The sequence below is a fragment of the Pseudomonas wayambapalatensis genome (assembly GCF_049942315.1).
Classification (GTDB): Bacteria; Pseudomonadota; Gammaproteobacteria; order Pseudomonadales; family Pseudomonadaceae; genus Aquipseudomonas; species Aquipseudomonas wayambapalatensis.
This window is the reverse complement of record NZ_JBNFMU010000147.1, coordinates 1-24,705: the sequence shown is the minus strand read 5'-3', so window position 1 is coordinate 24,705 and position 24,705 is coordinate 1. Positions and strand designations below refer to the sequence as shown.

The window sequence follows — 24,705 nt, the reverse complement described above, 5'->3', positions numbered from 1 at the left end:
AGCTGCTGATTCGGCAGCGGCTGCTTCGCGGGCAAGCTCGCTCCTGTGGGGGCGGGCTTGCCCGCGAATGGCCCTGGCGCCGATCGACGGCCAGGCCTGACTCCGCCCGCAAGGCAAGGTAGACTTGTCGCCCCCGCAGGAGTTGCCATGAACTATCGTCACGCCTTCCACGCCGGCAATCATGCCGACGTCCTCAAGCACATCGTGCTGACCCGCCTCATCGCCCTGATGTCGCGCAAGGAACAGCCGTTCGCCTATATCGATACCCACGCCGGCCTGGGTCTGTACGACCTGCAAGGCGACCAGGCGACGCGTACCGGTGAGTATCTCGAAGGTGTTGCCCGCCTGTGGAATCGCGAAGACCTGCCGGCTGCGACCGCCGACTACCTGCGCATCATCAAGCGCCTGAACGCGGATGGCGAGTTGCGCTACTACCCCGGCTCGCCGGAGTTGGCACGGCGCCTGATGCGCCAGCAGGATCGCGCACTGCTCAACGAGAAGCACCCTGAAGACGGGCCTTTGCTCAAGGAAAACATGAAGAAGGATCCGCGGGTCACCGTGCACCTGGGCGAGGGCTGGCATGTGCCGCGCGCCCTGCTGCCGGTGCAGGAAAAGCGCGCGATCATGCTGATCGACCCGCCCTTCGAGCAGGCCGACGAACTCAAGCGCTGTACCCTGGCGATGAAGGAGGCGATCGGCCGCATGCGCCAGACCGTCGCGGCCATCTGGTACCCGATCAAGGACCAGCGTTCGCTGACCCGCTTCTATCAGGACCTGACCAGCACGGGCGCGCCCAAGCTACTGCGCGTCGAACTCTATGTGCATCACCAGGACAGCCCGCAGGGGCTGAACGGCTCGGGCCTCGCCATCGCCAACCCGCCATGGGGGCTGGAGGATGAGCTCAAGGAGTTGCTGCCCTGGCTGGCCAGGGAGCTGGCGCAGACTTCGGGCAGCTTCCGCATGGACTGGCTGATCGCCGAATAGCCCCGCGCCGACAAGGGGCGGTGTGCCCCTGATCTTTGCGTTATAATCCCGCCCTTTAGCCGCCAGCCGCCCACGAGGCCGCTGGCGCATCTCTACCGAATGAAGAGGCTAGTCCCTTGGCATTGACGATTCTTGGCCTGTCCGGCGCCCTTAGCCATGACCCTTCCGCGGCCTTGTACATCGACGGCAAGCTGGTTGCCGCCGCAGAAGAAGAGCGCTTCGTGCGTGACAAGCATGCGAAGAACCGCATGCCCTACGAATCGGCGAAGTTCTGCCTGGAGCAGGCCGGTATCAAGCCGTCCGACGTCGATGTGGTGGCCATTCCGTTCGCCCCCATCAGCCTGTTCGGCAAGGCCCGCTGGCACTACGCCAAGCGCTACTGGTACGCCCCGGATCGCGCCCTCGACGCGATCCTGATGGGCAACCGCCGCTACAAGCGCTACCGCAAGAAGATCGTCTGGTGCCTGGAGCAACTGGGCTTCGACCCGAAAAAGGTCAAGATCGAGCCGGTCGAGCACCACCTGGCCCACGCCTCCAGCGCCTACCACTGCTCGGGCTTCAAGGAAAAGACCGCGATCCTGGGCATCGACGGCAAGGGCGAGTACGCCACCACCTTCTTCGGCTACGGCGAAAACGGCAAGATCCACAAGATCAAGGAGTTCTTCGACCCGGATTCGCTGGGCGGCCTGTATGGCGCGATCACCGAGTTCCTGGGCTTCGAGATGCTCGATGGCGAATTCAAGGTCATGGGCATGGCCCCGTATGGCGACGCCAGCAAGTACGATTTCTCCCGCCTGGCCAGCTTCGAGAACGGCGAACTGGTGATCAACACCGAGTACGCCAACGTCATCGGCCTGCGTCGCTATAAAGAGAAGGGCAAGGGCTTCTACTTCTCGCCCAAGCTGATCGAATGGCTGGGCCCCAAGCGCGAAGGCGATATCGCCGACGAGCCGTACATCCATTACGCGGCCAGCATGCAGGCGCTGTTCGAGAAGCTCGCCTTGCAGATGATCGACCACTACCTGGGCGACATCCTCAAAGAGACCGGCAAGCTGGCCTTCGCTGGTGGCTGTGCGCTGAACGTCAAGCTGAACCAGAAGATCATCGCCCGCCCAGACCTCAAGGAGCTGTTCGTCCAGCCGGCCTCCGGCGACGCGGGTACTGCGGTCGGCGCAGCGGCCTACGTGTCCCACGCCCGTGGTGTGCCGGTCGAGAAGATGGAGCACGTCTACCTCGGCCCTGCGTTCTCCAACGAGGACGTGATCGCCGCCTGTGCCCGCCATCCGAATGCACCGAAATGGCGCAAGCTCAGCGACATGCCGCAGCGTATCGCCAAGATCATGGTCGACGGCAACCCGGTGGCCTGGTTCCAGGGGCGCATGGAGTTCGGCCCGCGCGCATTGGGTGGTCGTTCGATCATCGGTTGCCCGAGCGTGCCGAACGTCGCCGACCGTATCAACGAGCAGATCAAGTTCCGCGAACGCTGGAGACCATTCTGCCCGTCGATGCTCGACACCGTTGCGCCGCAGATGATCAAGATCGACCATCCGGCTCCGTTCATGACCTTCACCTTCGAAGTGGCCGAAGAGTGGAAAACCCGCGTGCCGGAAGTGGTGCACGAGGACGGCACCTCGCGTGCCCAGGTGCTCAAGCGTGAGTACAACCCGCGCTACTACGACATGATGAAGGCGCTCGAGGAGCTGACCGGCAACGGCGTGTCGCTGAACACGTCGCTCAACCGCCGTGGCGAACCGATGATCTGCTCGCCTACCGACGCGCTGAACATGTTCTACGGTTCGGACCTGCAATACCTGATCATGGAAGACATCCTGGTGGTCAAGGACGGCGCGGCCCCGTATGACCAGCCGCTCTGACCTGCGCGTCCTGCAGTTCTGCCATGGCTACGACGGGCCGTTCCTCGACTGCGCCCGTCAGTACGCCAGCCTGTTCGAGGGGCGTGGCTACAAGGTCACCACAGTCTTCCTGACCGGGAAGGCCGACCCGCAGGTGGCCGCCGGCTGCGCCTCCGACGAAGTGCTGTTTCTCGAGTTCAGCTCCAAGGCCGTACGCGGTCTGAAGCTGGGCGCGATCCGTGCGCTGCGCAAGATTGCGGCCGAGCGTCGTTTCAGCTTCTGCATCGCCCACCGCTTCAAGCCGATCTATGTCGCGCTGCTGGGCACCGGCTTGCCGGTGATCGGCGTGCATCATGCCTTCGGCGATTACCAGCGCAAGGGGCGACGCCTGTTCGCCAACCTGTTTCGCAAGCGCTTGAGTCTGCTGGGTGTGTCCGACGCCGTGCGTGACGACATGCGCCGCTGTCTGGCGCAGTGGCCGCACGAATGCATCCAAACGCTGTACAACCGTATCGACGTCGAGGCGCTGCAGGCCAGTCTCGTGCCGCGCGACGAGGCGCGGCGTGCCCTGGGGCTCGATGCCCAGGCGTGGATCGTCGGCAACGTCGGCCGCCTGCACCCGGACAAGGACCAGGCGACCCTGCTGCGCGGTTTCGCCGAGGCGTTGCCGGGCCTGCCGGCCAATGCGCGGTTGGTGGTGCTGGGCAAGGGGCGGCTGGAAGACACGCTCAAGGCCCAGGCGAGCGAGTTGGGGATTGCCGACCGTGTCGACTTCCTTGGCCAGGTGCCGGATGCCCGCCGCTATTTCCAGGCGTTCGATGTATTCGCCCTGAGCTCTGACCACGAGCCTTTCGGCATGGTCCTGCTGGAAGCGATGGTCGCCGGTGTGCCGTTGCTGGCCACGGCCTGTGGTGGTGCGCGCGAAGTGGTTGAAGGCGTAGGCGTGCTGTTCCCGCTGGGCGATGCCGGGCAACTGGCGCAGGGGCTGAAGCACATGGCCGGGCTGAGCGACGATCAGCGTCGCGAATGCGCGCAACTGATGCTGCAGCGCCTGCGCGAGCGGTTTTCCGACGCAGCCGTGCGCCAAGCGTTCTGGCAGTTGCCGCAGGTGCGTGCACTGGAGGCTCGGGCCTGATGCTCAATCATCTGCAAGCCTGGCGCGAACGCGGCTGGGCCGTTATCGATGCGAACGAGTACGCCGACGCCTGGCAGCGGTTCGGCGGCAGTGTCGCCACCCATCCGCTGGTGGTCGAGCAACTGGCTGAACTTGCACAGATTCCGGTGCGCTACCTGGGCTGGCGCCGGGGCGGCGAGCTTGTGGCGGCAGTCCCTACCTGGGGACGGCACCTGGCGTTGTCCAAGGATGTTCTCAAGCGTCATGGCAAGAAGGGGCTGTTCGACCTGGGCAATGCCGAGCTCATCCTGCCTGCAGCCGTTGAAGCGGGTGCGCCCTTGCGCCATGCCGGGCGCTACCTGTCGGAGCTCAATCACGGGCGTTTCGAGGGTTTGAAACCCCAGGCCGAGCAATTGGCCATGGCGCGCCCGCATGAAGACCTTTCGAAGAAATTCCGCTACAACCAGCGCCGCGAACTGCGCCTGCTGGAGGAGGCCGGTGGAGTGGTGCGTCCAATCAGCGACTTCAGCGCCGCGGAGATCGCCGCGATGTACTGCGACCTGTTCCAGCGCCGCTGGAGCTTCCCCGCGACCGGCGCTGCGCGCATGGCCGAAGTCGTCGAGCGCCTGCGCGAGCTGCTGATCGGCTCGGTGCTGTTTCTCGAGGACAAGCCGATCGCCATCCAGTTGATCTATCGGGTCGAGTCGCCCGAATGGATCAGTGTCGAGTACGTCAACGGTGGTGTCGATCCTGAAACCAAGGCCTTCAGCCCCGGCAGCGTACTGAGCTTCCTCAATACCCAGGCCGCCTGGGAAGACGCCAACGCCCGTGGCAAGGCCCTGCGTTTCTCATTCGGCCGTGCCGACCGCGAATACAAGGACCGTTGGTGCAATCCGGTCCCGGTGTATCAGGCATGAGTCGCAAGCAGCAATTGCTCAAGCGCCACCGGCGCAACAAGCGCCTCGGGTTGGTGATCGCATTGTTGCTGCTGATCGCATTGGGAGCGCTGAGCTGGTGGTGGCTGCCACTGCTGCTGCTGCCGCTCGTCTGGGCTGCCCACGAAGCCTGGTTCGCCGACCATCTGTTCTACGCGCCCGGCGAGGATTACACCTTCGATTTCGGTGAGCACAGCCGTGTCGAGGCCGTCAGCATTCAAGGCGGCGTGCTGAACAGCGATGCATCGTTCGGCGATGATGACACGCTGATCCTCGAGATTCGTGTGAAGTCCGGGTGGCTTGGTCGCTTTCTCGATCCTCGGGTCGAGCTGGTCGCGGACGCCATGCGTGACAGCCAGACCTTCGAGCGCGGTGTCGATGGCGTGCGTTTTCTCAACCTGACCGGCCTTGCTGCGGCCCTGCGCGATGGGCGACTGCGCCTGTCGGGGCGTCACTGTCGGCTGCTGGGCGAACCACGCCTGTGGATAACCCCGGCGGTGGTGTTGCGCCAGCGTCGGATCATGGTGGTCGCGCCCCATGCTGACGATGCAGAGCTGGCGGCCTATGGGCTCTACAGCCAGGCCGACGAGGCCTGGGTGGTTACCTTGACCGCAGGCGAGATCGAGGCCGAGCACTATCAGCAGATGGGCCTGGCCAAGGCCGAGGCGGCGCAGCTCAAGGGGCGCCTGCGCGCCTGGGACAGCATCGCCGTGCCACGCTGGGCCGGGGTGCCGGAGGCCCGTTGCGTGCAGCTGGGTTACTTCTGTCTGCAATTGCCTGCCATGCAGGCTGCGCCGGATCAGCCAGCGGCCTCGCGCGAGGCGGATATGGCCGATATCCGGCCGTTCCGTCGCTTCAATCCGTTTCCGCTACCGGCCGATGCCGATGGTGCGCCGACCTGGAACAACCTGCTGGCCGACTTGCGCGTACTGCTGCAGATGGCTCGCCCGGAAATCCTGGTCATGCCGCACCCGCAGCTCGATCCGCACCCGGATCATCTCTGCGCCCAGGCCGCCGTGCTCGAAGCCCTGCAGGGGCTGGACTGGCAGCCGCAGACCTTGCTGTGCTACGCCAACCACCTGCACGACAACGACCGCTGGCCCATGGGTGACAGCGGCGACGGTGTTGCCCTGCCGCCGCAACTCGAAGCCGCTCAGCCCTGGGCGCCCTGCAGCCTGGTGCTGGACGTGCCGACCCAGCGCGACAAGGCCATGGCGTTGGGCATGATGCACGACCTGCAGCCGCCGGCCCCGTTCAAGCGTCGCCTGCGCCGTCTGTTGCAGCGCTGGCTGGCCGGGCGGCGACCGTCGCCTTACGGGGAGAACGAATTCTTCCGCAAGGCGGTGCGTCGACATGAACTGTTCTGGCGCCGCGAGCTGTGAGTGCCCGATGATTGACCGCGATGGCGTCACGCCCCCAAGGAATGCAATGAAAGTCCTATTTCTGGTGCAGAAGGAACAACGGGCCATCCTCGATCGCCTGTACGACGGCGTCGCGGCCAACTGCGAGTGCGACTTGCGCTGGCTGTCGAGCGACGACCAGCGCAACCTGCGGCGCTACTTCAAGCGTGAAGTGGACGTCGAGCGTTATGACCGTATCGTCTTTTTCCTGCGCTTCAAGCAGGAGATTCGCCAGGTCGGCTTTATCCGCACGGTCCCTAATCTGGTGATCCTCGAGCACGATGCCTACCAGAACTACATTCCCTGCAAATACACCGGCAAGTTCAGCGCGCACTACCGCAAGCTGCCTTGGGCGCGAGTGATCAGCTCTGGCTACATGGTCAGCGAGCGCCTGCGCCAGGAAGGTTTCGATGCGGTGTTCGTGCCCAAGGGCTATGACGAGCAATTGCTGACCGACCAGGGGCGCGAGCGTGATATCGAACTGGCCTTTGTCGGCAGCACCAAGAGCGTCGCCTATAGCGGCCGCAAGGCGTTGCTCGATGAACTGGGGCAGGTGGAAAACCTGGTGGTGACTCGCACCAAGTCCGGTGAAGACTACTGCAACACGCTCAACCGTATCCGCTTCTTCGTCAGTGCCGACGTTGGCATGGGCGAGTACATGATCAAGAACTTCGAGGCCATGGCCTGTGGCTGCGTGCTGCTGGCCTTCGACCAGGGCGAGGCGGAAAACCGTGCGTTGGGTCTTGAGGACATGCACAACGTGGTGCTGTACGACAGCATCCCGGTGCTGCAGGAGAAGTTGCGGACATTACGCGCCGATCCGGCACTCGCCGAACGCATCGCCGCCAATGGCCGCGAACTGGCGGTTTCTGGCTTTAGTTTTGCCCAGGTCGGGCGTAGCATCGTCGACCACATGATGCCCCCCCTCAGACCGCGAGCGCCGCTTAGTGCGTGGCAGCGCCTGCGTCTGAAACTGGGGCTTTGAACCACATCAACCTGTCCGTCGGACGGATCGGAAATGGCCGCAAGGCGGAGGGAGCCCAGTGCGCTTCTCGGAAAACAGTGACATCACGCTGGTGGTAACCAGTTGCGGGCGTTTCGACCTGCTCAAGACAACGCTGGAAAGCTTCGACCGCTACAACACCGCGTCGATCCGTGAGGTGTTCATCACCGAAGACTCGGGAGACGATGCGGTTCACGCGGCCGTTCCCGAGCATTGGAAGGCCCACTGCAAGGTGTTCGTCAACCGGCCCAAGCTGGGGCAGCTGGCGTCGATCGACCTGGCCTACAGCCACGTCAAGACGCCCTACATCTTCCACTGCGAGGATGACTGGAGCTTCTATCGCCAGCACTTTGTCGAGGACTCCCGGCTGATCCTCGAGGCCAGCCCACAGATCCTGCAGGTGTGGCTGCGCAGCCATGCTCACGACCTGGCGATCCATAGCCCCTACATTCGCCTGGGCGACCGGCAGGTCATCGCGCAGGTGCCGTGTTACCCGCTGCTTTCGGATAAAGCCGATTGGCAAGCGTTTTCGCTTAACCCAGGATTGCGCCGCCTGAGCGATTACCAAACCTGCGCACCATTTGCTGCCTATTCTGGAGAGAAGGCGCTGTCGCGTCGTTATGCCGAGCTGGGCCTGACTGCGGTCACGCTCGAGGGCGATGCGGTGCTGCATACTGGTTTCGGTAGCCATGTGACCTTGCCCGAGGAAGTTCAGCGCAAGGCCAAGCGTCGCCAGCGCGATCGGATCAAGCTGGTGGCCGCGCTCGTTGTAGGAACATTGGTCGGTATTGGAATCGGCTTTCTTGCTCATTGAATCGGTTGACCTGGCGGTCGGCCCGCCGGGTATGAGGGAGCTCTACCGATGAATGTTGTCAATGTGATGTGGTCGGGAGGTGCCCCGTACATGTCAGTTCACAAGGTGCACCGTCAGATGTTGTGCCATGTTGCAGAAGGGGCCGAGATCAGCAACTGGCTGCTGCTGGGCGATGGCCTGTGCTGCGGCGAGGGCACGACCCGAGAGTGGCACATGCCGCCTCGCACACTCAAAGGCCGAAGTTTCTGGCGCTGGCTGACGCCTGTGTTGCGGCGCCGTTTGTACAAGGCACTGCAGCAGACCCGACCCGATGTCTTGCTGCTCGACGGCATGGGTGTTGCGCGCCTTGTCTTGCCGTTGATGCGCCATTTCCCTGATGCGCGAGTGACGGTGCTTTTTCATGGGTCGACTCGGTTGCGCGGCAGCGACATTCGCTTGCTGCGTGCGGTCGAGGCGCACCGCCTGAGCATCGCTGCGGTTTCCCACACCCTTGCCCAGGCGCTGGAGCAGGCGCTTGGTCGTTCTGTCGAAACGCTGCGTGTCGCGCTGGACCCGCAGGTGTTCGACGCAGCACTCTTCGAGCGTGACCACGCCAGACGAGAGCTTGCCCTCGTTCAGCGTCCGGGGCCTGTATTCGGCGCGGTAGGCCGGCTGGTGGAAAGCAAAGGTTTCGAGATGCTGATCGAGGCCTTTGCCCAGGTGCACCGGCAGCAGCCGGACGCTCGCCTGGTGATCCTCGGCGACGGCGAGCTGCGAGAGCGCCTCAGCGCCCGTATCCAGGCGCTCGGGCTGGGCGAAAGCGTGCAACTGTGCGGTTATCGTCCCGATCTATCTCAGCTCTATCGTGCCTTCGACTGGCTGCTGGTGCCTTCGCGTTCGGAAGGGCTGGGGCTGGTGCTACAAGAGGCGGTGCTGGCCGATGTGCCGGTGCTGTGCAGCGACCTGCCGGTGTTCCGCGAGCAATTGGGGCAGGCCGGACGCTACCTGCCGGTAGGGGACCAGGCCGCCTGGGCGCATGCCATCGGGGAGTGCAACACGCTCAGCGTCAAGGAGACGGCTGCCGGGCAGCGTGAGGCGCTGGCCCCGGAGCAGGCCTGGCGGGCATTCAGCCAGGGCTCGCGGACGTTGTTGCGGGGTTGAGGCTCAGCGCTCGAGCAGCGCCGACTTCAGTTCGGTGAGTGGGAAGTGGTCGCCGAGCCGCTCCCGTTCGATGTAGTTCGCCAGATGCTGCACGTTGCGCCGAACCATGCGTGCCGACAGTGGAGGGCGCAGGAAACGCATGTCGGCGACATCGATGAGGCCAAGCTGTTGCTCAGGGGTGACCACGACGTTGCCCAGGTGCAATGAACGGAAGTAGATCCCTGAGCGATGAAGGTGGCGGATCAGCGCGATCAGTGCCGGCAGGTAGTCATTCCAGCTGAACCCCGGCAGGCGCGAGCGCTGCAGCAGAGTTTCGCCCGGCAGCGGGCGGTAGAGCACCGCGGTGCGCCCCGGCAGGTCCAGCTTGTGATGGCTGATCACTTCCAGAGTGGGAATGCCCAGTTGCACCAGGCGCGCAGCGTTGTCGATGAAGCGCTGGGAGTAGGGACGCAGCAGCGCAGATGAAATCAGACGCTTACGACGAAAAACCTTGAGGATATTGCCATCCTCGAGCAGGTAGACTTTGGCGCCGTGACTGTCGGCCTCCAGAACCCTGGCGCCGAGTGTCAGCTGATCGAAGTCGGGCTGGGAGAGTCGGGAGCATTGCATGGATGGGTGCCTTGTCTTCTGCAAGCAAAATGACTGGCAATAATGCCGAAAATAATGCGGTTGCACCATGACGGTGTCATTGGACTGATCGGGGGAAGGAATGTTGTATGAAAAGCGCTGGGCCCAGGCCTGGCTCGGATTCGGTTTCGTCTGGTTCCTGGCTGCGATCGCCCTGGCGCCGAGCAACAAGCTCTACCAGCAAGGCCTCATCCTGTTCCTCTGGCTACCGACCCTGGTCTTCGCCTGGTCCGCCCGGCACCTGTTCGTGAGCGGGTGGCGACGTCAGCCGGCACTCTGGACGGCGATTGCACTGTTGTTGGCCTGGGGAGCGTTGAGCCTGGTGTGGTCATCCACCGAAGAGGGCGGACGCGAGGGTAAGCGGCTGGTCTATATCCTGCTGTTCCTTATGGCTTTCCCATTGCTGGCGCAGCTTGGTGCCCACTGTGTGCGTATGTTGTTGCGCATCGGTGGAGTCCTGATGGCGGTTGCTGCACTGATTTCGATCTACCGCTTCTATCATGTGGCCGGCAACGTACTGGTTTCTCGTCTTGAGGGAATCGGTGAAATCAGCCATCCGATCCTGGGCGCCTATGTCGTCGGTGTCATGGCCGTATTGATGCTCAACGATTGTCCGCGCAACCGCTTCGTGCAGTCGGGTTGGCTGCTGGCTCTGGCCTGCCTGGGGGCTTTCATTGCCTTTTGCCAGAGCCGCGGCGCGGGCGTGGCCTTGCTGCTCACTGTGCTGTTGGCGCCATTCTGGATGCGTGATCGGCTCAGCAAGCTGGTCTTCGTGTCATCGCTGCTGATCACTGCCGTCGCGATATTCCTGTTCCAGGACCTGATCATGCAGCGGGGTTCCTCTTATCGGCCCGAGATATTCCAGTCCTCGATGCAGATGATCGAACAGCACCCATGGACCGGCCTGGGGCTTGGCGCGTTCTACCGCGTGGAGGCACTGGGGATCCAGTTCGACCATACCCACAATATGCTCACTCACGTCGCCGTCGAGCTGGGGCTGCCCGGTATGTTGCTGTGGATAGCGGTATGGCTGTTCGCCCTGCGCGAGATCCTGCGTGCCCGGGAGACCATGTTGGGCAAGCTGGCGCTGGCGGTCTGGGTGTTTTCAACTGTGGCCATGCAACTCGATGCGGCAAGCCTGACTGGCACGCCACGCGCGGAGTGGTTCATCAGCTGGTTGCCGGTCGGTCTGGCGATGATGTTGCCGTGGGTGCATGCCGAGCGAAAAGCCTGTGGTAAAATTTCCGGTTCAACCTGAACAGCGAGCTCGATGATGGCCGAAACACCGCGACCGGCGGAGAACCCCACCAGCCTGAAGATCTATTTCAGGCTCCTGGGCTATGTGAAACCCTACATCGGCATTTTCCTGCTGAGCATTGTCGGTTTCGTGATCTTTGCCTCGACCCAGCCGATGCTGGCGGGGATCCTCAAGTACTTCGTCGATGGCCTGAGCAATCCGCAAGCGGTGTTGTTCCCCGACGTTCCCTATCTGCGCGATCTGCAATTGCTGCAGGCGGTGCCGTTGCTGATCATCCTGATCGCTGCCTGGCAAGGGCTCGGGTCGTTCCTCGGCAACTACTATCTGGCCAAGGTCTCCCTCTGCCTGGTCCACGATCTGCGCCTGGAGCTGTTCAACAAGCTGCTGGTGCTGCCCAACCGCTACTTCGACAGTCATAACTCCGGGCACCTGATCTCGCGCATCACCTTCAACGTCACCATGGTCACCGGTGCTGCCACCGACGCGATCAAGGTAGTGATCCGCGAAGGCCTGACGGTGGTGTTCCTGTTCGTCTACCTGCTGTGGATGAACTGGAAGCTCACTCTGGTGATGGTTGCCATCCTGCCGGTCATTGCAGTGATGGTGAGTACCGCCAGCAAGAAATTCCGCAAGCAGAGCAAGAAGATCCAGGTGGCCATGGGCGACGTCACCCACGTGGCCTCCGAAACCATCCAGGGCTACCGCGTGGTGCGCAGCTTCGGCGGCGAAGCCTACGAAGAGCGTCGCTTCAGAAATGCCAGCCAGAGCAACACCGACAAGCAGCTGCGCATGAACAAGACCGGCGCCCTGTACACCCCGGCGCTGCAACTGGTGATCTACAGCGCCATGGCCGCGTTGATGTTCCTGGTGCTGTTCCTGCGTGGCGATGCCTCGGCTGGCGACCTGGTCGCCTACATCACGGCGGCAGGTCTGCTGCCCAAGCCGATTCGCCAGCTTTCGGAGGTCAGCTCGACCATCCAGAAGGGCCTGGCCGGCGCCGAGAGCATCTTCGAGCAGCTCGACGAGAAGCCTGAGGTGGATGGCGGTACCGTGGAGAAGGAGCGTGTCGAGGGTCGTCTGGAGGTGCGCAACCTGAGCTTCACCTACCCAGGCACCGAGCGTCAGGTACTGACCGACATCAGCTTCGTCGCCGAACCCGGGCAGATGATTGCCCTGGTGGGGCGTTCGGGCAGCGGCAAGTCGACACTGGCGGCGCTGATCCCGCGGTTCTATCACCACAACAAGGGCGAGATCCTGCTCGACGGTGTGGAAATCGAACACTATCGCCTGCGCAACCTGCGTCGGCATGTGGCCCAGGTGACCCAGCATGTCACCCTGTTCAATGACACCGTGGCCAACAATATCGCCTATGGCGACCTGGCCGGTGCGCCGCGCGAGGCCATCGAGGCTGCCGCGGCCGATGCCTACGCCAAGGAGTTCGTCGACCAGTTGCCCAAGGGTTTCGACACCGAGGTGGGCGAGAATGGCGTGCTGCTGTCCGGTGGTCAGCGTCAGCGCCTGGCAATCGCCCGGGCGCTGTTGAAGAACGCCCCGCTGCTGATCCTCGACGAGGCGACCTCGGCGCTGGACACCGAGTCCGAGCGGCATATCCAGGCGGCGCTCGACCATGTGATGGAGGGGCGCACCACCCTGGTGATCGCGCATCGGCTGTCGACCATCGAGAAGGCCGACCTGATTCTGGTCATGGACCAGGGGCGTCTGGTCGAGCGTGGTACCCATGTCGAGTTGCTTGAGGCTAATGGCCATTATGCCCGCCTGCACGCCATGGGGCTCGATGAGCCGGACAAGGCCGATATCACCTGAAACCCTCATGAATCGGGGCGTGTGCGCCCCGATTTTCACTGGAATTGTCCCCACCGCAGTTGGCGTTAAAGCCGCCGGCTGCCGTGTGCTAATATCCTGCCCCTGTTCATTTTTTCATATGGGTTGCCCATGAAGTTGTCCATGCCGCGTTTCGATCAAGCCCCGGTACTGGTGGTCGGCGATGTGATGCTCGACCGCTACTGGCATGGCGGTACCTCGCGTATCTCGCCTGAAGCGCCGGTGCCGGTGGTCAAGGTCGACCAGATCGAGGATCGGCCTGGCGGTGCGGCCAACGTTGCCTTGAACATCGCGGCGCTTGGGGCCCCGGCTTCGCTGGTGGGTGTCACCGGCCAGGACGAAGCAGCCGACAGTCTGGCCAACAGCCTGCAGGCCGCTGGTGTGCGTTCGGTGTTCCAGCGTATTGCGCACCAGCCCACCATCGTCAAGCTGCGGGTCATGAGCCGCCACCAGCAACTGCTGCGCATCGATTTCGAAGAGCCCTTCGCCACCGATCCGCTGTCGCTGGGTGCCGAGGTCGATGCACTGCTCGAAGGCGTCAAGGTGCTGGTGCTGTCGGACTACGGCAAGGGCGCACTGAAGAATCACCAGTCGCTGATCCAGGCTGCTCGCAGCAAAGGCATTCCGGTACTGGCCGACCCCAAGGGCAAGGATTTTTCCATCTATCGCGGTGCCAGCCTGATTACCCCCAACCTCAGCGAATTCGAGACCATCGTCGGGCGTTGCGCCGATGAAGCCGAGTTGGTCGCCAAAGGCCTGCAATTGCTCGATGATCTTGACCTCGGCGCGTTGCTGGTGACGCGCGGGGAACACGGCATGACCCTGCTGCGCACCGGGCATCCGGCCTTGCACCTGCCGGCCCGCGCCCGCGAGGTGTTCGATGTCACTGGTGCTGGCGATACCGTTATCTCGACGCTGGCGGCTGCCATTGCCGCAGGCGAGGACCTGCCGCACGCGGTGGCCCTGGCCAACCTGGCCGCAGGCATCGTCGTCGGCAAGCTGGGTACGGCGGCCATCAGCGCCCCGGAATTGCGCCGGGCGATCCAGCGTGAAGAAGGCTCCGAGCGCGGGGTACTGGGGCTCGAGCAACTGCTGCTGGCCATCGACGACGCGCGTGCGCACAACGAGAAGATCGTCTTCACCAATGGTTGTTTCGACATTCTCCACGCTGGGCATGTGACATACCTGGAGCAGGCTCGCGCCCAAGGGGATCGCCTGATCGTTGCGATCAACGACGATGCTTCGGTCAGCCGTCTCAAGGGGCCTGGGCGTCCGATCAACAGCGTCGATCGCCGCATGGCGGTGCTCGCCGGCCTGGGCGCGGTGGACTGGGTCATCAGTTTCCCTGAGGGAACCCCTGAAAACCTGCTGCGCCAGGTCAAGCCGGATGTGCTGGTCAAGGGGGGCGACTACGGGATCGACCAAGTGGTTGGGGCGGATATCGTCAAGGCCTATGGCGGCACGGTGAAAGTGCTGGGCCTGGTCGAGAACAGCTCGACCACCGCGATCGTCGAGAAAATTCGCAAGAACTGACCTGCCCTTGAAGGCGCAGGGCAGGTGGCAGCGGCCAAGCGCCGCTGCTGCTATTTATGCAGTGTGGTCTTCGCCCGCTGCAACAACGCCCGCGCCTTGTCGCTGAAACGCTGCAGGTGCGAAGGCTTCTCGGGCCGACTCTCCACCAGCCCTTGCTGACGCACCCATTCCCGCCAACGTACGCGTTCCTCTCTCACCACCCAGCCATCCTGCAGGGCGAAGCTTTCGGCCAGGTACAGCCCGCGCGTGCTCGCGGGAACAAGCTGGTCCTTCTTCAGGGTGTACAGCTCCGCCAATGGCTGGCCGTCCTTCAGGGGCATCAGGTACAGGTCGGGGCGCTTGCGGTTGAGCCGGGCCACCAGTTGGTCACCTTCCAGGCGCTCGTCGACGTGAAACAGGCTGAGCGACTTGGCCTCCTTGGGTACTTGCAGGCGCAGATCGTAGATCAGTTGCAGCGAGGCGGTGGGCAGGTGCACATAGGCCCGTGGCCGCTCCAGTAGCATCAGGTTGCCGCAGTGTACCGGCCGCGCCGCGCCCGAGGCCGGGCTCAGGGTGAAGGGCAGGGCTTCGCGGTAGTGCAGGGCAGCGGCATACGGGGCGGGTAGCCAGGTGTCGTTGAAGCGTCCGCTCAGCCAGCCTTCCGGGGTTTCCAGCAGGCACTCTTCTGCCACTTCCTGAATGGCAGTGTGCAGTGGGAGGTTGAGCTCCTGGGCAGGTACGTAACCGGAGATCAGCTTGAGTACCACGTCGCCGCGGTCCTGGCGGCGTTGACGCACCAGCACCCAGTAGTCGCGGTTCTGCCAGTTGAGGGTCAGGCGTACCGAAACGCCCAGGTTGGCCAGTTCGATGACGAAGCGTTGGCTGTCATCCAGCTGGATCGCCTTGCGCCGTTGCAGGGTCTGGGCGAAGTTCAGCGGCATACCGATGCTCTGGTAACTCAGGCGTTCGGGGGTGGCTTCGACATGCAGCGGCAGGGTCTTGAAGTTGCTCGGGTTCTTGCGGATAAGCGTACGCGCCACGAGGCTCCTCCTTGCATTCGGCGGCCGCGTGAGCGGCTCAGGCCTGGCCCAGAATACGGGCGACGGTGGCCACGTTGTGGGCCAGGTGCAACGGATTGATGGTGCCGACAATAGCACTGCTCACCCCCGGATGGGTGAACAGCAGCTCGAAGCTGGCCTGGACCGGGTCCACGCCTGGAGACAGGCAGATATGCCCGCTGGCCAGGGCCTTCTTCACCAGGATGGCCTTGCCGTGTTCGGCAGCGTAGTCCAGCACCGGGCGCTCCGCCTGCTCGTTGAGGTTGTAGGTAACCATCGCGCAGTCGCCCTGCTCAAGCGCTTTCAGGCCGCCGGCGGCGGTCTTGCCGGAGAAGCCGTAGCCGAGGATCTTGCCCTCCTGCTTGAGTGCGGCGAGCGTCTGGTAGACCTCTTGCTGCTCGAGGATGGCCAGGTCGTTACCGTCGGAGTGCACCAGCACCAGTTCGATGCGGTCGGTTTCCAGGCGCTTGAGGCTGCGCTCGACTGAGCGTCGGGTATGGGCGGCGCTGAAGTCGAAGTGCGACAGACCGTTTTCGAACTCTTCGCCGACCTTGCTGACGATGATCCACTCGTCACGCTGGCCACGCAGCAGCGGGCCGAGACGCTCTTCGCTGCGGCCATAGGCCGGCGCGGTGTCGATCAGGTTGATGCCCAGCTCGCGAGCCTGCGACAGCAGCAGGCGGGCATCGTCGTCGCCGGGAATGGTGAAGCCGTTGGGATATTTCACGCCCTGGTCGCGGCCAAGCTTGACCGTGCCCAGCCCCAGTGGCGATACCTTCAGGCCGGTGCTGCCCAACGGGCGGTGGAAATCGTGCAGGGTCGGCAGGCTCATGGCAGCAGTTGCTCCCAGGCTGGCACGCCGAGCGGTGGACGCGGCAGGTCCGTCAGATCGACCTGGGCGCTCGGGCGAATACCATCGCGTTCGAAGGCGGCCAGGATGCGGTCGGAGAAGTCTGGCGCCAGCGCCAGTTTGGTCGGCCAGCCAACCAGCAGGCGATCCTGCTCGCTGAGGAACGCGTTGTCGGGGCGCACCAGGCCCGACTGTGCGGGCTCTGCGCGATCGACGCGCAAGGTCGCCCAGCGCACCTGGCTTTGATCGACCCAGGGCAGCAGGCTGGCGATCTCTTTTTGCGCCGCAGCGATCTGCGCGGCCGGCTCGCGTGCCACGCCATCGGCTTCGGCGAGGTCGCCGCCCAGATACCAGACCCACTGGCCATCGGCCGCCGGGTGGGTGGTCACGGTGACCCGTGGCTTGGGCCCACCGCCCAGGCAGTGGGCGTACAGTGGCTTGAGGTTGGGGCCCTTGGCCAGGACCATGTGCAAGGGGCGGCGTTGCTGCGCGGGCTGGCTCAGGCCGAGGGCATGCAACAGGTCCTCGGTGCCGCCGCCGGCACTGAGCACGATGCGTTGTGCGCGGATCTCGCGGCCATCGACCTTCAGGCCGACCAGCGCCTGGCCTTCGTGCAGGGGTTCGATCCGCTCGCCGGCGAGCAGGCTGTCACCGGCGAGCTGCGCGAGGTTGGCGAGCAGGCTGGGCACATCGATGACCAGCTCGGCCAGGCGGTAGACCTTGCCTTTGAACGCGCGATCCTGCAGGGCAGGGGGCAGTTGCTCGCCCTTGACCTGGTCGACCCGGCCTCGCACGGCCTTGCTGGCGAAGAAGCTGGTGAGGTTGCCGGCCAGGGTGCCCGGCGACCAGAGATAGTGGGCGTCCGAGAGCAGGCGGGTGTCGCGCAGGTCCAGCTCGCCGCTGCCGGCCAGCGCCTCGCGCCAGCGCCGCGGCATGTCGGCGATGGCCTCCGAAGCGCCGGTCAGCGCGCCATGCAGGGCGTACTTGGTGCCGCCATGGATGATGCCCTGGGACTTGATGGTCTGCTCGCCGCCAAGGCTGGCGCGCTCCACCAGCACTGTCGAATAGCCCAGGCGACGTAGCCGGGCATTGAGCCAGAGGCCTGCGACCCCGGCGCCGACGATGAGGACGTCAGTGGAAATGGCGGATGGCATGCGGGCACCTCGAAAACTGGAACGATTGCCCAGTATACAGCCCGTGCCCGGCAATGTTGCCTATCGATCAATGCCCAGCAGTCTTGGAGAAGAGCTGGATCACCACCACGCCCCCTACGATCATCGCCATCCCCAGCATGGCCGGCACATCCAGCTTCTGCCCATAGATCACCAGCGCTGCGAGGCTGATCAGCACGATCCCCATGCCGGACCACACCGCGTAGGCGATACCCACCGGGATGCTGCGCACCACCAGCGTGAGCATCCAGAAAGCCACGGCATAGCCGCACACCATCAGCAGCAGCGGCAACGGCGTACTCAGGCCCTTGACCGCTTTCATCGAAGCGGTGGCGATGACTTCGGCGCAGATGGCGATGGTGAGATAGGTGTAGGCATTCATGATCGGTTTCCTCTGGTTACTGGTCGGGCATTCTAGGTTGTTCCTGATTGCGGTAAAGTGATTACCTATCGATTCTGGAGATAGGTAATGGCCGAACAGTGGAACCTTGAACAGTTGCGGCTTTTCGTCCAGGTCGCCGAGCTACGCTCGTTTTCTGCCGTCGCCCGTGCCCAGCGCAAAGCGCAGTCGGCCGTGAGCAACGCCATTGCGCTGCTCGAAGCAGACCTTGGCGTGACACTTTTCGAACGCAGCAGTGGTCGCCAGCCGCGCCTGACCGAAAGTGGCGAAGCCTTGCTGCGTGACGCCCAGGAGTTGTTGCGTCAGTGCGAGCGGCTCGATGGTCGCGCCCAGGCCTTGATGCGCGGCCAGGAACCGCTGCTGCGGGTGGCCCAGGATGAAGCCATGCCCTACCAGCCGGTGATCGACAGCCTCGATGAACTGGCCAGCCAGTTCCCCTTTCTCCAGGTGCAGCTGGCCAGCGGTGCACAGGGCGACGTGGCGCGCAAGCTGGTTGAGCGACGCGCGGACCTCGGCTTGTTCTTCCATCACGAAAGCATCCCGGACTCGCTGGAGCGTCGCACCCTGGGCAGCGTCGAGATGGTCACGGTCTGTGCTACGCATCATCCGCTTGCCCATGCCGGGCGGGTAACCTGCCAGCAGCTGGCGCGCCACCGGCAGTTGCTCATCGCCCCACAGGACAGCGACTATCCGGGCGGCGAGCCGGTCAGCGCTCAGGTCTGGCGTGCCGACAGCTTCTATGTCATGGCCGAACTGCTGATGCGAGGCCTGGGCTGGGCCTGGCTGCCGCGGCATGTGGTGCAGTACCCGACGTACCAGGCGCACATGGTCGAACTCGACAGCGAATGGCGTCCGCCTGCGCTGGTCGCTGAGCTGGCGTGGCGGCGCGACGAGCCGCTTGGGCCGGCAGCTCAGTGGCTGGCTGAACGCTTTGCCATGCACCTGCGGGCAATCGGCTAGGCCAACAGCCCTTTTGCTGCCGATACCAGGGGCCGTCTTCAACGCTCTATGGGCGAGTGCAGACACATTTCAGACAGACCCTAGTAAACTGCGGCGCCATGAACAGAACCCTCTACACCCTGCTGTTTCACCTGGGCCTGCCGCTGGTTGCGCTGCGCCTGTTCCTGCGTGGGCGCAAGGCGCCAGCGTATCGCCAGCGCATCGCCGAGCGCTTTGCCTGCAAGCTCCCGGCCATGCGCCAGGGTGGCATCTGGGTGCATGCGGTGTCGGTGGGCGAGAGCATCGCTGCGGCGCCGATGGTCAAGGCACTGCTCAAGGCCTACCCGGACCTGCCCATCACGCTGACTTGCATGACACCGACCGGTTCGGAGCGTATCCGCGCGATGTTCGCCAGCGAGCCGCGGGTCCAGCACTGCTATCTACCCTACGACCTGCCCTGGGCAGCGGCGCGTTTCCTCGATCATGTGCGTCCGAAGCTTGGCGTCATCATGGAAACCGAGCTGTGGCCCAACCACATCCACCAGTGTGCCAGGCGCGGTATCCCCGTTGCCCTGGCCAATGCGCGGCTGTCGGAGCGCTCGGCACGCGGTTATGCCCGCTTCGCCGGGCTGACTCGGCCGATGCTCGAAGAGATGAGCCTGATTGCGGTACAGACCGAGACTGAAGCAGAGCGCTTCCGCAGCCTGGGCGCCCGCGCGCAGTGCGTGCAGGTGACCGGCTCGATCAAGTTCGACCTGAAGGTGGATGATCAACTGCTGCCACGCGCACGCCAATTGCGCGAGCAGTGGGCGGCGACGCAGCGCCCGGTATGGATCGCCGCCAGCACGCATGAGGGTGAAGATGCGCTCATTCTCGAGGCTCATCAGCGCCTGTTGCAGGTTCATGGCGATGCATTGTTGATCCTGGTGCCGCGTCACCCGGAGCGTTTCGATGCAGTACACGCGCTGTGTCGCGAACGTTTCACTACAGTGCGACGTTCTTCAGGAACAGCGGTGGACGGGCAGGTCCAGGTCCTGCTTGGCGATACCATGGGCGAGTTGATGTTCCTCTATGCCCTGGCCGATATCACCTTCGTCGGCGGCAGCCTGGTGCCCACGGGCGGACACAATCCGCTGGAACCGGCGGCGTTGGCATTGCCGGTGATCACTGGGCCCCATGTGTTCAACTTCCTCGAGATCACTGCGATGTTGCGTGAGGCCGGGGCGCTGCAGCAGGTGGACGATACGGAAGGCTTGACCGTGGCAGTGCGTCGTCTGATCGAGTTGCCGCAGGACGGCCGGCGCATGGGCAAGGCGGGCAGGGCGGTGATGCAAGCCAATCAAGGGGCCTTGCAACGCCTGCTCGAGGGGCTGGGCGGCTTGCTGGGGTGTCGGTAATTAAGTGAGGCCTCTGCCCACTGACCCTTGTTTACCTTGATCAAGACGCGCGCCATGCCGGCGCGCTTTTATCAAGGTAAACATCATGGTATTCAAGACATTAGCGCTATTGCTGTCGGTAGTGGTCCTGCCGGCTCATGCCTTCATCGTACCGCGGCCCTACCCGGGAAAGGCCGCCCCGGCGCCACGGGTCAGCATGATGGTCGATTACGCGGACTCCAAGGCGAAGATCGATCATGCCGGGGACTTCCTCACTCCGGATTGGAACGCCTCCTTCGCAGTGGACGATGAGTCCAGGGGGCGACTGTGGTTCCTGGAGAAAGCGTTTGGAGGGAAGAACTTCAAGGAATCCGTCACCCTGACCAGTGGTGGCAAGCGCTGCAAGTTCACCCTTCGTTTCGATGCATCGAGCCGCGAGGTGAGGGCCAGCACGACGTCCTCCGGGTCGGAGTTGGCAGACTGCAGGAGCTCGATCGAGATGAACGGTGAAGTGCTCGATGTGCGATTCACAATGAACTGAAGTGGCGAGCGGCCTGCACGTGGGGCGCACGTGCAGGCCGCTCTCTTGAAGTGCGTTGGGGTCTGGTTCAGGGTCGCCGTTCGAAGTTCTTCGCCGCTGCCGCAGCCAGATCCGGTGGCAGGAAGTCCTTGTCCGGGTTGTAGTCGGCTTTCAGGTAGCGCCCCAGGTCCTGCAAATCTTGCGGGCTCAGGGTGCCAGCGGCCTGTTTGAGGCGCAGGTTGTCGAGGATGTAGTCGTAGCGGCTGTTGTTGTAGTCGCGCACCGACGTGTAGAGCTGACGCTGGGCGTCGAGCACATCGACGATGTTGCGGGTTCCGACCTGATAGCCGATCTCGGTAGCTTCCAGGGCGCTCTGGTTGGAGATGATCGACTGCTTGCGGGCCTGCACCTGCTCCACATCGGTATTCACCGCGCGGTGCAGGTTGCGGGTGTTCTCCACCACCTGGCGGCGCAGGCTTTCGCGCTGCTGTTCGCTTTGGCTCAGGCGGGCATAGGCTTCACGCACCTGCGAGCTGGTCAGCCCGCCGCTGTAGATCGGGATGTTCAACTGCAGGCCAATGCTGGTCTGCTCTACATCACCGCCGTAGCGCACGCCGGGTTGTGGCGCTGGGTTGGTGAAGCCGAGGTTGTCGTTGTCGCCTTTCTGGTAGCGCGCCACGGCGTCGAGGGTCGGGGCGTGACCGGCCTTGCGCTGGCGCAAGGTTTCCTCGGCGGCATCGACGGCGTGGTTGGTCGCCAGCAGGTTGAGGTTCTGCCGTGCGGCGGTCTCCACCCAGGCCTTGGCGTCGTTGGGCGCCGGCACCTGCACCGGCAGGCTGTGGACCACACCCTGCAGCGATCCGTACTCACGGTTGGTCAGGGTCACCAGCGCCTCGAACGCGTCCTGCACCTGGCGCTCGGCGATGATCCGGTTGGCACGGGCGGTGTCGTAGCTGGCCTGGGATTGCAGTACGTCGGTCTTGTCGGAGAGCCCGACGTCGAAACGCTCGTTGGATTGGTCGAGCTGGCGCTTGAATGCTGCTTCCTCGGCCTTGGTCGAGGCCAGGTTGTCCTGCGCGCGCAAGACAGCGAAGTAGTTTTCGGCCGTTTGCAGGATCAGGTTCTGCTCGGTGGCCGACAGCTCCAGCGCCGCTTGCTCGTTGACCGCCTCGGCGGCCTGCAGCTGGAACCAGCGGTCGGCACGGAAGATCGGCTGCGACAGCGTGGCACTCCAGGAGTTACCGCTGCGGTTGGAGGTGATCGAGGGTTCGTCCAGCTTGGTGCGGGTGTTCATCATTTCTGCACCGGCGGACAGATTGGGCAGCAGGCCTGCCCTGGCCTGGGGCACCACTTCGCGGCGGGCGCCGTAGTCGGCGCGGGCGGCGGCGAGGTCGGCGTTGTTGTTCACCGCTTCCTGGTAGACGCTGACCAGGTCGGTCTTCACCGTCGTGGGCACATCCGCTGCCCAGACCACTCCGTTGGACGCACAAGACACGGCAATCGCCAGTGAAAGTTTGCGCAGCATAGGGCAATCCTTGTACGAAATTGAATTTCTGAACTGTTGAGTATCGTGCGATGCGCCAGTGTAGTGCCGCGCGCCGTCGGCAACAATCCGCCTGTTGCGCCTTTCGTCTCCCGTGCATTTACGGGCTTGGCTTTGCCGACCACTCCAGTCTAGACTGCGCACGTTCTTGTCGGGGTGCCTTGAATCGAAGGCTGAGATCGGAGAGTTTCCGGATCCCGTTGAACCTGATCAGGTTAGCGCCTGCGTAGGGAACAAGATTGCTCGCCTTCCCGGGGAGCCTCTTGTGCCAGGTCCGGGAATGTCAGCGCTGTCATGCAGCCAAGGCACCCCCCATGTATCCGGCACTGCACTCCATCCAAGGGGTGCGTCCGCGCCTTTCAGGTTCTCCCCGACATTCCGCCCGCTAGGAAGCTGTCTGGAGAGCCTGTGATGAGTAAACAAGAAAAAGCGATCAGCCTGAGCGAGTCGGCCAAAGTCGACCAGCAGTCCGTGCAACCCCTGCCCAATTCGCGCAAGGTCTACGTCCAGGGCTCGCGCCCGGACATCCGCGTGCCGATGCGCGAGATCAGCCTGCACGACACCCCTACCGACTTCGGCGGCGAGAAGAACGCCCCGGTGCTGGTCTATGACACTTCCGGCCCCTACACCGACCCCAACGTCATCATCGATGTGCGCAAGGGCCTGGGCGATGTGCGCTCGGCCTGGATCGACGCGCGTGGCGACACCGAGCGCCTGGAAGGCCTGAGCTCGAACTTCGGCCAGCAGCGGCTGAACGACGCCGAACTCGCCAAGCTGCGCTTCGCCCACGTACGCAATCCGCGCCGCGCCAAGGCCGGCGCCAACGTCTCGCAGATGCACTACGCGCGCCAGGGCATCATCACCGCCGAGATGGAATACGTCGCCATCCGCGAGAACATGAAACTGCAGGAGGCGCGCGCTACCGGCCTGCTCGACCAGCAGCACGCCGGGCACAGCTTCGGTGCCAGCATCCCGAAGGAGATCACCCCCGAGTTCGTGCGTGAAGAGATCGCCCGCGGTCGCGCGATCATCCCTGCCAACATCAACCACACCGAACTCGAGCCGATGATCATCGGCCGTAACTTCCTGGTGAAGATCAACGGCAACATCGGCAACAGCGCCCTGGGCTCCTCGATCGAGGAAGAAGTGGCCAAGCTGACCTGGGGTATCCGTTGGGGTTCGGACACGGTCATGGACCTGTCCACCGGCAAGCACATCCACGAGACCCGCGAGTGGATCATTCGCAACTCGCCGGTTCCGATCGGCACCGTGCCGATCTACCAGGCCCTGGAAAAAGTCAACGGCGTTGCCGAAGACCTGACCTGGGAGCTGTTCCGCGACACCCTGATCGAGCAGGCCGAGCAGGGCGTGGACTACTTCACCATCCATGCCGGCGTATTGCTGCGCTATGTGCCGCTGACGGCCAAGCGTGTCACCGGGATTGTCAGCCGTGGCGGTTCGATCATGGCCAAGTGGTGCCTGGCGCATCACAAGGAGAACTTCCTCTATACGCATTTCGACGAGATCTGCGAAATCATGAAGGCCTACGACGTCAGCTTCTCGCTGGGCGATGGCCTGCGTCCGGGCTCGATCGCCGACGCCAACGACGCGGCCCAGTTCGGTGAGCTGGAAACCCTCGGCGAGCTGACCAAGATCGCCTGGAAGCACGACGTGCAGTGCATGATCGAAGGCCCAGGCCACGTGCCGATGCAGTTGATCAAGGAGAACATGGACAAGCAGCTCGAGTGCTGCGACGAGGCGCCGTTCTACACCCTCGGCCCGCTGACCACCGACATCGCTCCGGGCTACGACCACATCACCTCCGGCATCGGTGCGGCGATGATCGGCTGGTTCGGCTGCGCCATGCTCTGCTACGTCACGCCCAAGGAGCACTTGGGTCTGCCGAACAAGGATGACGTCAAGACCGGCATCATCACCTACAAGATCGCCGCGCACGCCGCCGACCTTGCCAAGGGCCACCCGGGCGCGCAGATCCGCGACAACGCATTGTCCAAGGCGCGCTTCGAGTTCCGCTGGGAAGACCAGTTCAACCTCGGCCTGGACCCGGACACCGCCCGCTCGTTCCACGACGAGACCCTGCCCAAGGAGTCGGCCAAGGTTGCGCACTTCTGCTCGATGTGCGGGCCGAAGTTCTGTTCGATGAAGATCACCCAGGAAGTGCGTGAGTACGCGGCCAAGATCGAGACCGTGGATGTGACTGCCGAGCAAGGCATGCGCGAGCAGGCCGAGCGCTTCCGCCAGGAAGGCAGCCAGCTTTATCACAAGGTGTAAATGATGCCGGCAGGGTGGTGGTGAGCCACTCTGCCGTTGCATTTGTATCGAGGCCTCTGGCGCTTTCGCGGGG

The 24,705-nt window shown here is 63.7% G+C and carries 21 protein-coding genes and 1 riboswitch; of the genes, 15 read left to right on the top strand and 6 right to left on the bottom strand.

The window, feature by feature from the left end; genetic code table 11:
• Positions 1-147 precede the first annotated feature (147 nt).
• The 8 genes from ACPZMI_RS09135 (at position 148) to ACPZMI_RS09100 (ending at position 9,243) form a co-directional block, all read left to right on the top strand.
• The gene (locus ACPZMI_RS09135; protein ID WP_426352073.1) at positions 148-984 is read left to right on the top strand and encodes a 23S rRNA (adenine(2030)-N(6))-methyltransferase RlmJ; all 837 of its coding nucleotides are present in this window, start codon (positions 148-150) and stop codon (positions 982-984) included.
• 116 nt (positions 985-1,100) lie between these two features.
• Positions 1,101-2,858 (top strand): carbamoyltransferase family protein, encoded by a 1,758-nt coding sequence (locus ACPZMI_RS09130; protein ID WP_186708241.1) that lies wholly within the window; start codon positions 1,101-1,103, stop codon positions 2,856-2,858.
• Positions 2,842-3,972: a glycosyltransferase gene (locus tag ACPZMI_RS09125; RefSeq protein WP_426352072.1), complete on the top strand. Its 1,131-nt coding sequence runs from the start codon at positions 2,842-2,844 to the stop codon at positions 3,970-3,972. The genes ACPZMI_RS09130 and ACPZMI_RS09125 overlap by 17 nt, the downstream gene beginning before the upstream one ends.
• Positions 3,972-4,868, top strand: a complete 897-nt coding sequence (locus tag ACPZMI_RS09120; protein WP_186665875.1) for an antimicrobial resistance protein Mig-14 — start codon at positions 3,972-3,974, stop codon at positions 4,866-4,868. Before ACPZMI_RS09125 ends, ACPZMI_RS09120 begins: the two co-directional genes overlap by 1 nt.
• Complete coding sequence (locus tag ACPZMI_RS09115; protein ID WP_186665877.1) at positions 4,865-6,268, top strand: PIG-L deacetylase family protein; 1,404 nt, start codon at positions 4,865-4,867, stop codon at positions 6,266-6,268. Before ACPZMI_RS09120 ends, ACPZMI_RS09115 begins: the two co-directional genes overlap by 4 nt.
• Before the next feature lie 46 nt (positions 6,269-6,314).
• Positions 6,315-7,271, top strand: a complete 957-nt coding sequence (locus tag ACPZMI_RS09110) for a glycosyltransferase family protein (RefSeq protein ID WP_186665879.1) — start codon at positions 6,315-6,317, stop codon at positions 7,269-7,271.
• Between the two features lie 58 nt (positions 7,272-7,329).
• On the top strand, positions 7,330-8,103 hold the full coding sequence (locus ACPZMI_RS09105; RefSeq protein WP_186665881.1) for a glycosyltransferase family 2 protein: 774 nt from the start codon (positions 7,330-7,332) through the stop codon (positions 8,101-8,103).
• Between the two features lie 48 nt (positions 8,104-8,151).
• Complete coding sequence (locus ACPZMI_RS09100) at positions 8,152-9,243, top strand: glycosyltransferase (protein WP_186708233.1); 1,092 nt, start codon at positions 8,152-8,154, stop codon at positions 9,241-9,243.
• Between the two features lie 3 nt (positions 9,244-9,246).
• On the opposite strand, the gene ACPZMI_RS09095 is transcribed toward ACPZMI_RS09100, so the two are convergent.
• Complete coding sequence (locus tag ACPZMI_RS09095; protein WP_186708231.1) at positions 9,247-9,852, bottom strand: BUD32 family EKC/KEOPS complex subunit; 606 nt, start codon at positions 9,850-9,852, stop codon at positions 9,247-9,249.
• A gap of 100 nt (positions 9,853-9,952) precedes the next feature.
• On the opposite strand from ACPZMI_RS09095, the gene ACPZMI_RS09090 reads away from it, so the two are divergent.
• The 3 genes from ACPZMI_RS09090 to hldE all read left to right on the top strand — a co-directional run bounded on the left by ACPZMI_RS09090 (position 9,953) and on the right by hldE (position 14,503).
• Positions 9,953-11,128 (top strand): O-antigen ligase family protein, encoded by a 1,176-nt coding sequence (locus ACPZMI_RS09090; RefSeq protein WP_426352071.1) that lies wholly within the window; start codon positions 9,953-9,955, stop codon positions 11,126-11,128.
• Positions 11,129-11,143: 15 nt separating this feature from the next.
• Positions 11,144-12,952 carry a lipid A export permease/ATP-binding protein MsbA gene (msbA, locus tag ACPZMI_RS09085; RefSeq protein WP_186708227.1) on the top strand — a complete coding sequence of 603 codons (1,809 nt, stop codon included), beginning with the start codon at positions 11,144-11,146 and terminating at the stop codon, positions 12,950-12,952.
• A 129-nt stretch (positions 12,953-13,081) separates the two neighbouring features.
• Positions 13,082-14,503: a bifunctional D-glycero-beta-D-manno-heptose-7-phosphate kinase/D-glycero-beta-D-manno-heptose 1-phosphate adenylyltransferase HldE gene (gene hldE / locus ACPZMI_RS09080; protein WP_151926040.1), complete on the top strand. Its 1,422-nt coding sequence runs from the start codon at positions 13,082-13,084 to the stop codon at positions 14,501-14,503.
• A 50-nt stretch (positions 14,504-14,553) separates the two neighbouring features.
• On the opposite strand, the gene ACPZMI_RS09075 is transcribed toward hldE, so the two are convergent.
• From ACPZMI_RS09075 to ACPZMI_RS09060, 4 genes are all read right to left on the bottom strand, one after another.
• The gene (locus ACPZMI_RS09075) at positions 14,554-15,522 is read right to left on the bottom strand and encodes a metal ABC transporter ATPase (protein ID WP_186708225.1); all 969 of its coding nucleotides are present in this window, start codon (positions 15,520-15,522) and stop codon (positions 14,554-14,556) included.
• A 37-nt stretch (positions 15,523-15,559) separates the two neighbouring features.
• A complete protein-coding gene (locus tag ACPZMI_RS09070; RefSeq protein ID WP_426352070.1) occupies positions 15,560-16,372 on the bottom strand; it encodes an aldo/keto reductase in 813 nt (270 codons plus the stop codon).
• The gene (locus ACPZMI_RS09065) at positions 16,369-17,544 is read right to left on the bottom strand and encodes an NAD(P)/FAD-dependent oxidoreductase (protein ID WP_426352069.1); all 1,176 of its coding nucleotides are present in this window, start codon (positions 17,542-17,544) and stop codon (positions 16,369-16,371) included. The genes ACPZMI_RS09070 and ACPZMI_RS09065 overlap by 4 nt, the downstream gene beginning before the upstream one ends.
• Before the next feature lie 67 nt (positions 17,545-17,611).
• The gene (locus ACPZMI_RS09060) at positions 17,612-17,944 is read right to left on the bottom strand and encodes a DMT family transporter (RefSeq protein ID WP_186665890.1); all 333 of its coding nucleotides are present in this window, start codon (positions 17,942-17,944) and stop codon (positions 17,612-17,614) included.
• An 87-nt stretch (positions 17,945-18,031) separates the two neighbouring features.
• On the opposite strand from ACPZMI_RS09060, the gene ACPZMI_RS09055 reads away from it, so the two are divergent.
• From ACPZMI_RS09055 to ACPZMI_RS09045, 3 genes are all read left to right on the top strand, one after another.
• Positions 18,032-18,922 carry a LysR family transcriptional regulator gene (locus ACPZMI_RS09055; protein WP_186708219.1) on the top strand — a complete coding sequence of 297 codons (891 nt, stop codon included), beginning with the start codon at positions 18,032-18,034 and terminating at the stop codon, positions 18,920-18,922.
• Between the two features lie 98 nt (positions 18,923-19,020).
• On the top strand, positions 19,021-20,298 hold the full coding sequence (gene waaA / locus ACPZMI_RS09050; protein WP_186721282.1) for a lipid IV(A) 3-deoxy-D-manno-octulosonic acid transferase: 1,278 nt from the start codon (positions 19,021-19,023) through the stop codon (positions 20,296-20,298).
• 85 nt (positions 20,299-20,383) lie between these two features.
• A complete protein-coding gene (locus ACPZMI_RS09045; protein WP_186665893.1) occupies positions 20,384-20,818 on the top strand; it encodes a hypothetical protein in 435 nt (144 codons plus the stop codon).
• Between the two features lie 67 nt (positions 20,819-20,885).
• On the opposite strand, the gene ACPZMI_RS09040 is transcribed toward ACPZMI_RS09045, so the two are convergent.
• Complete coding sequence (locus ACPZMI_RS09040) at positions 20,886-22,322, bottom strand: TolC family outer membrane protein (protein ID WP_054893157.1); 1,437 nt, start codon at positions 22,320-22,322, stop codon at positions 20,886-20,888.
• Between the two features lie 160 nt (positions 22,323-22,482).
• Positions 22,483-22,590, top strand: a riboswitch (TPP riboswitch).
• A gap of 161 nt (positions 22,591-22,751) precedes the next feature.
• Here ACPZMI_RS09040 and thiC point away from each other — a divergent pair.
• Positions 22,752-24,632 carry a phosphomethylpyrimidine synthase ThiC gene (gene thiC / locus ACPZMI_RS09035; protein WP_288374122.1) on the top strand — a complete coding sequence of 627 codons (1,881 nt, stop codon included), beginning with the start codon at positions 22,752-22,754 and terminating at the stop codon, positions 24,630-24,632.
• Positions 24,633-24,705: the final 73 nt, after the last annotated feature.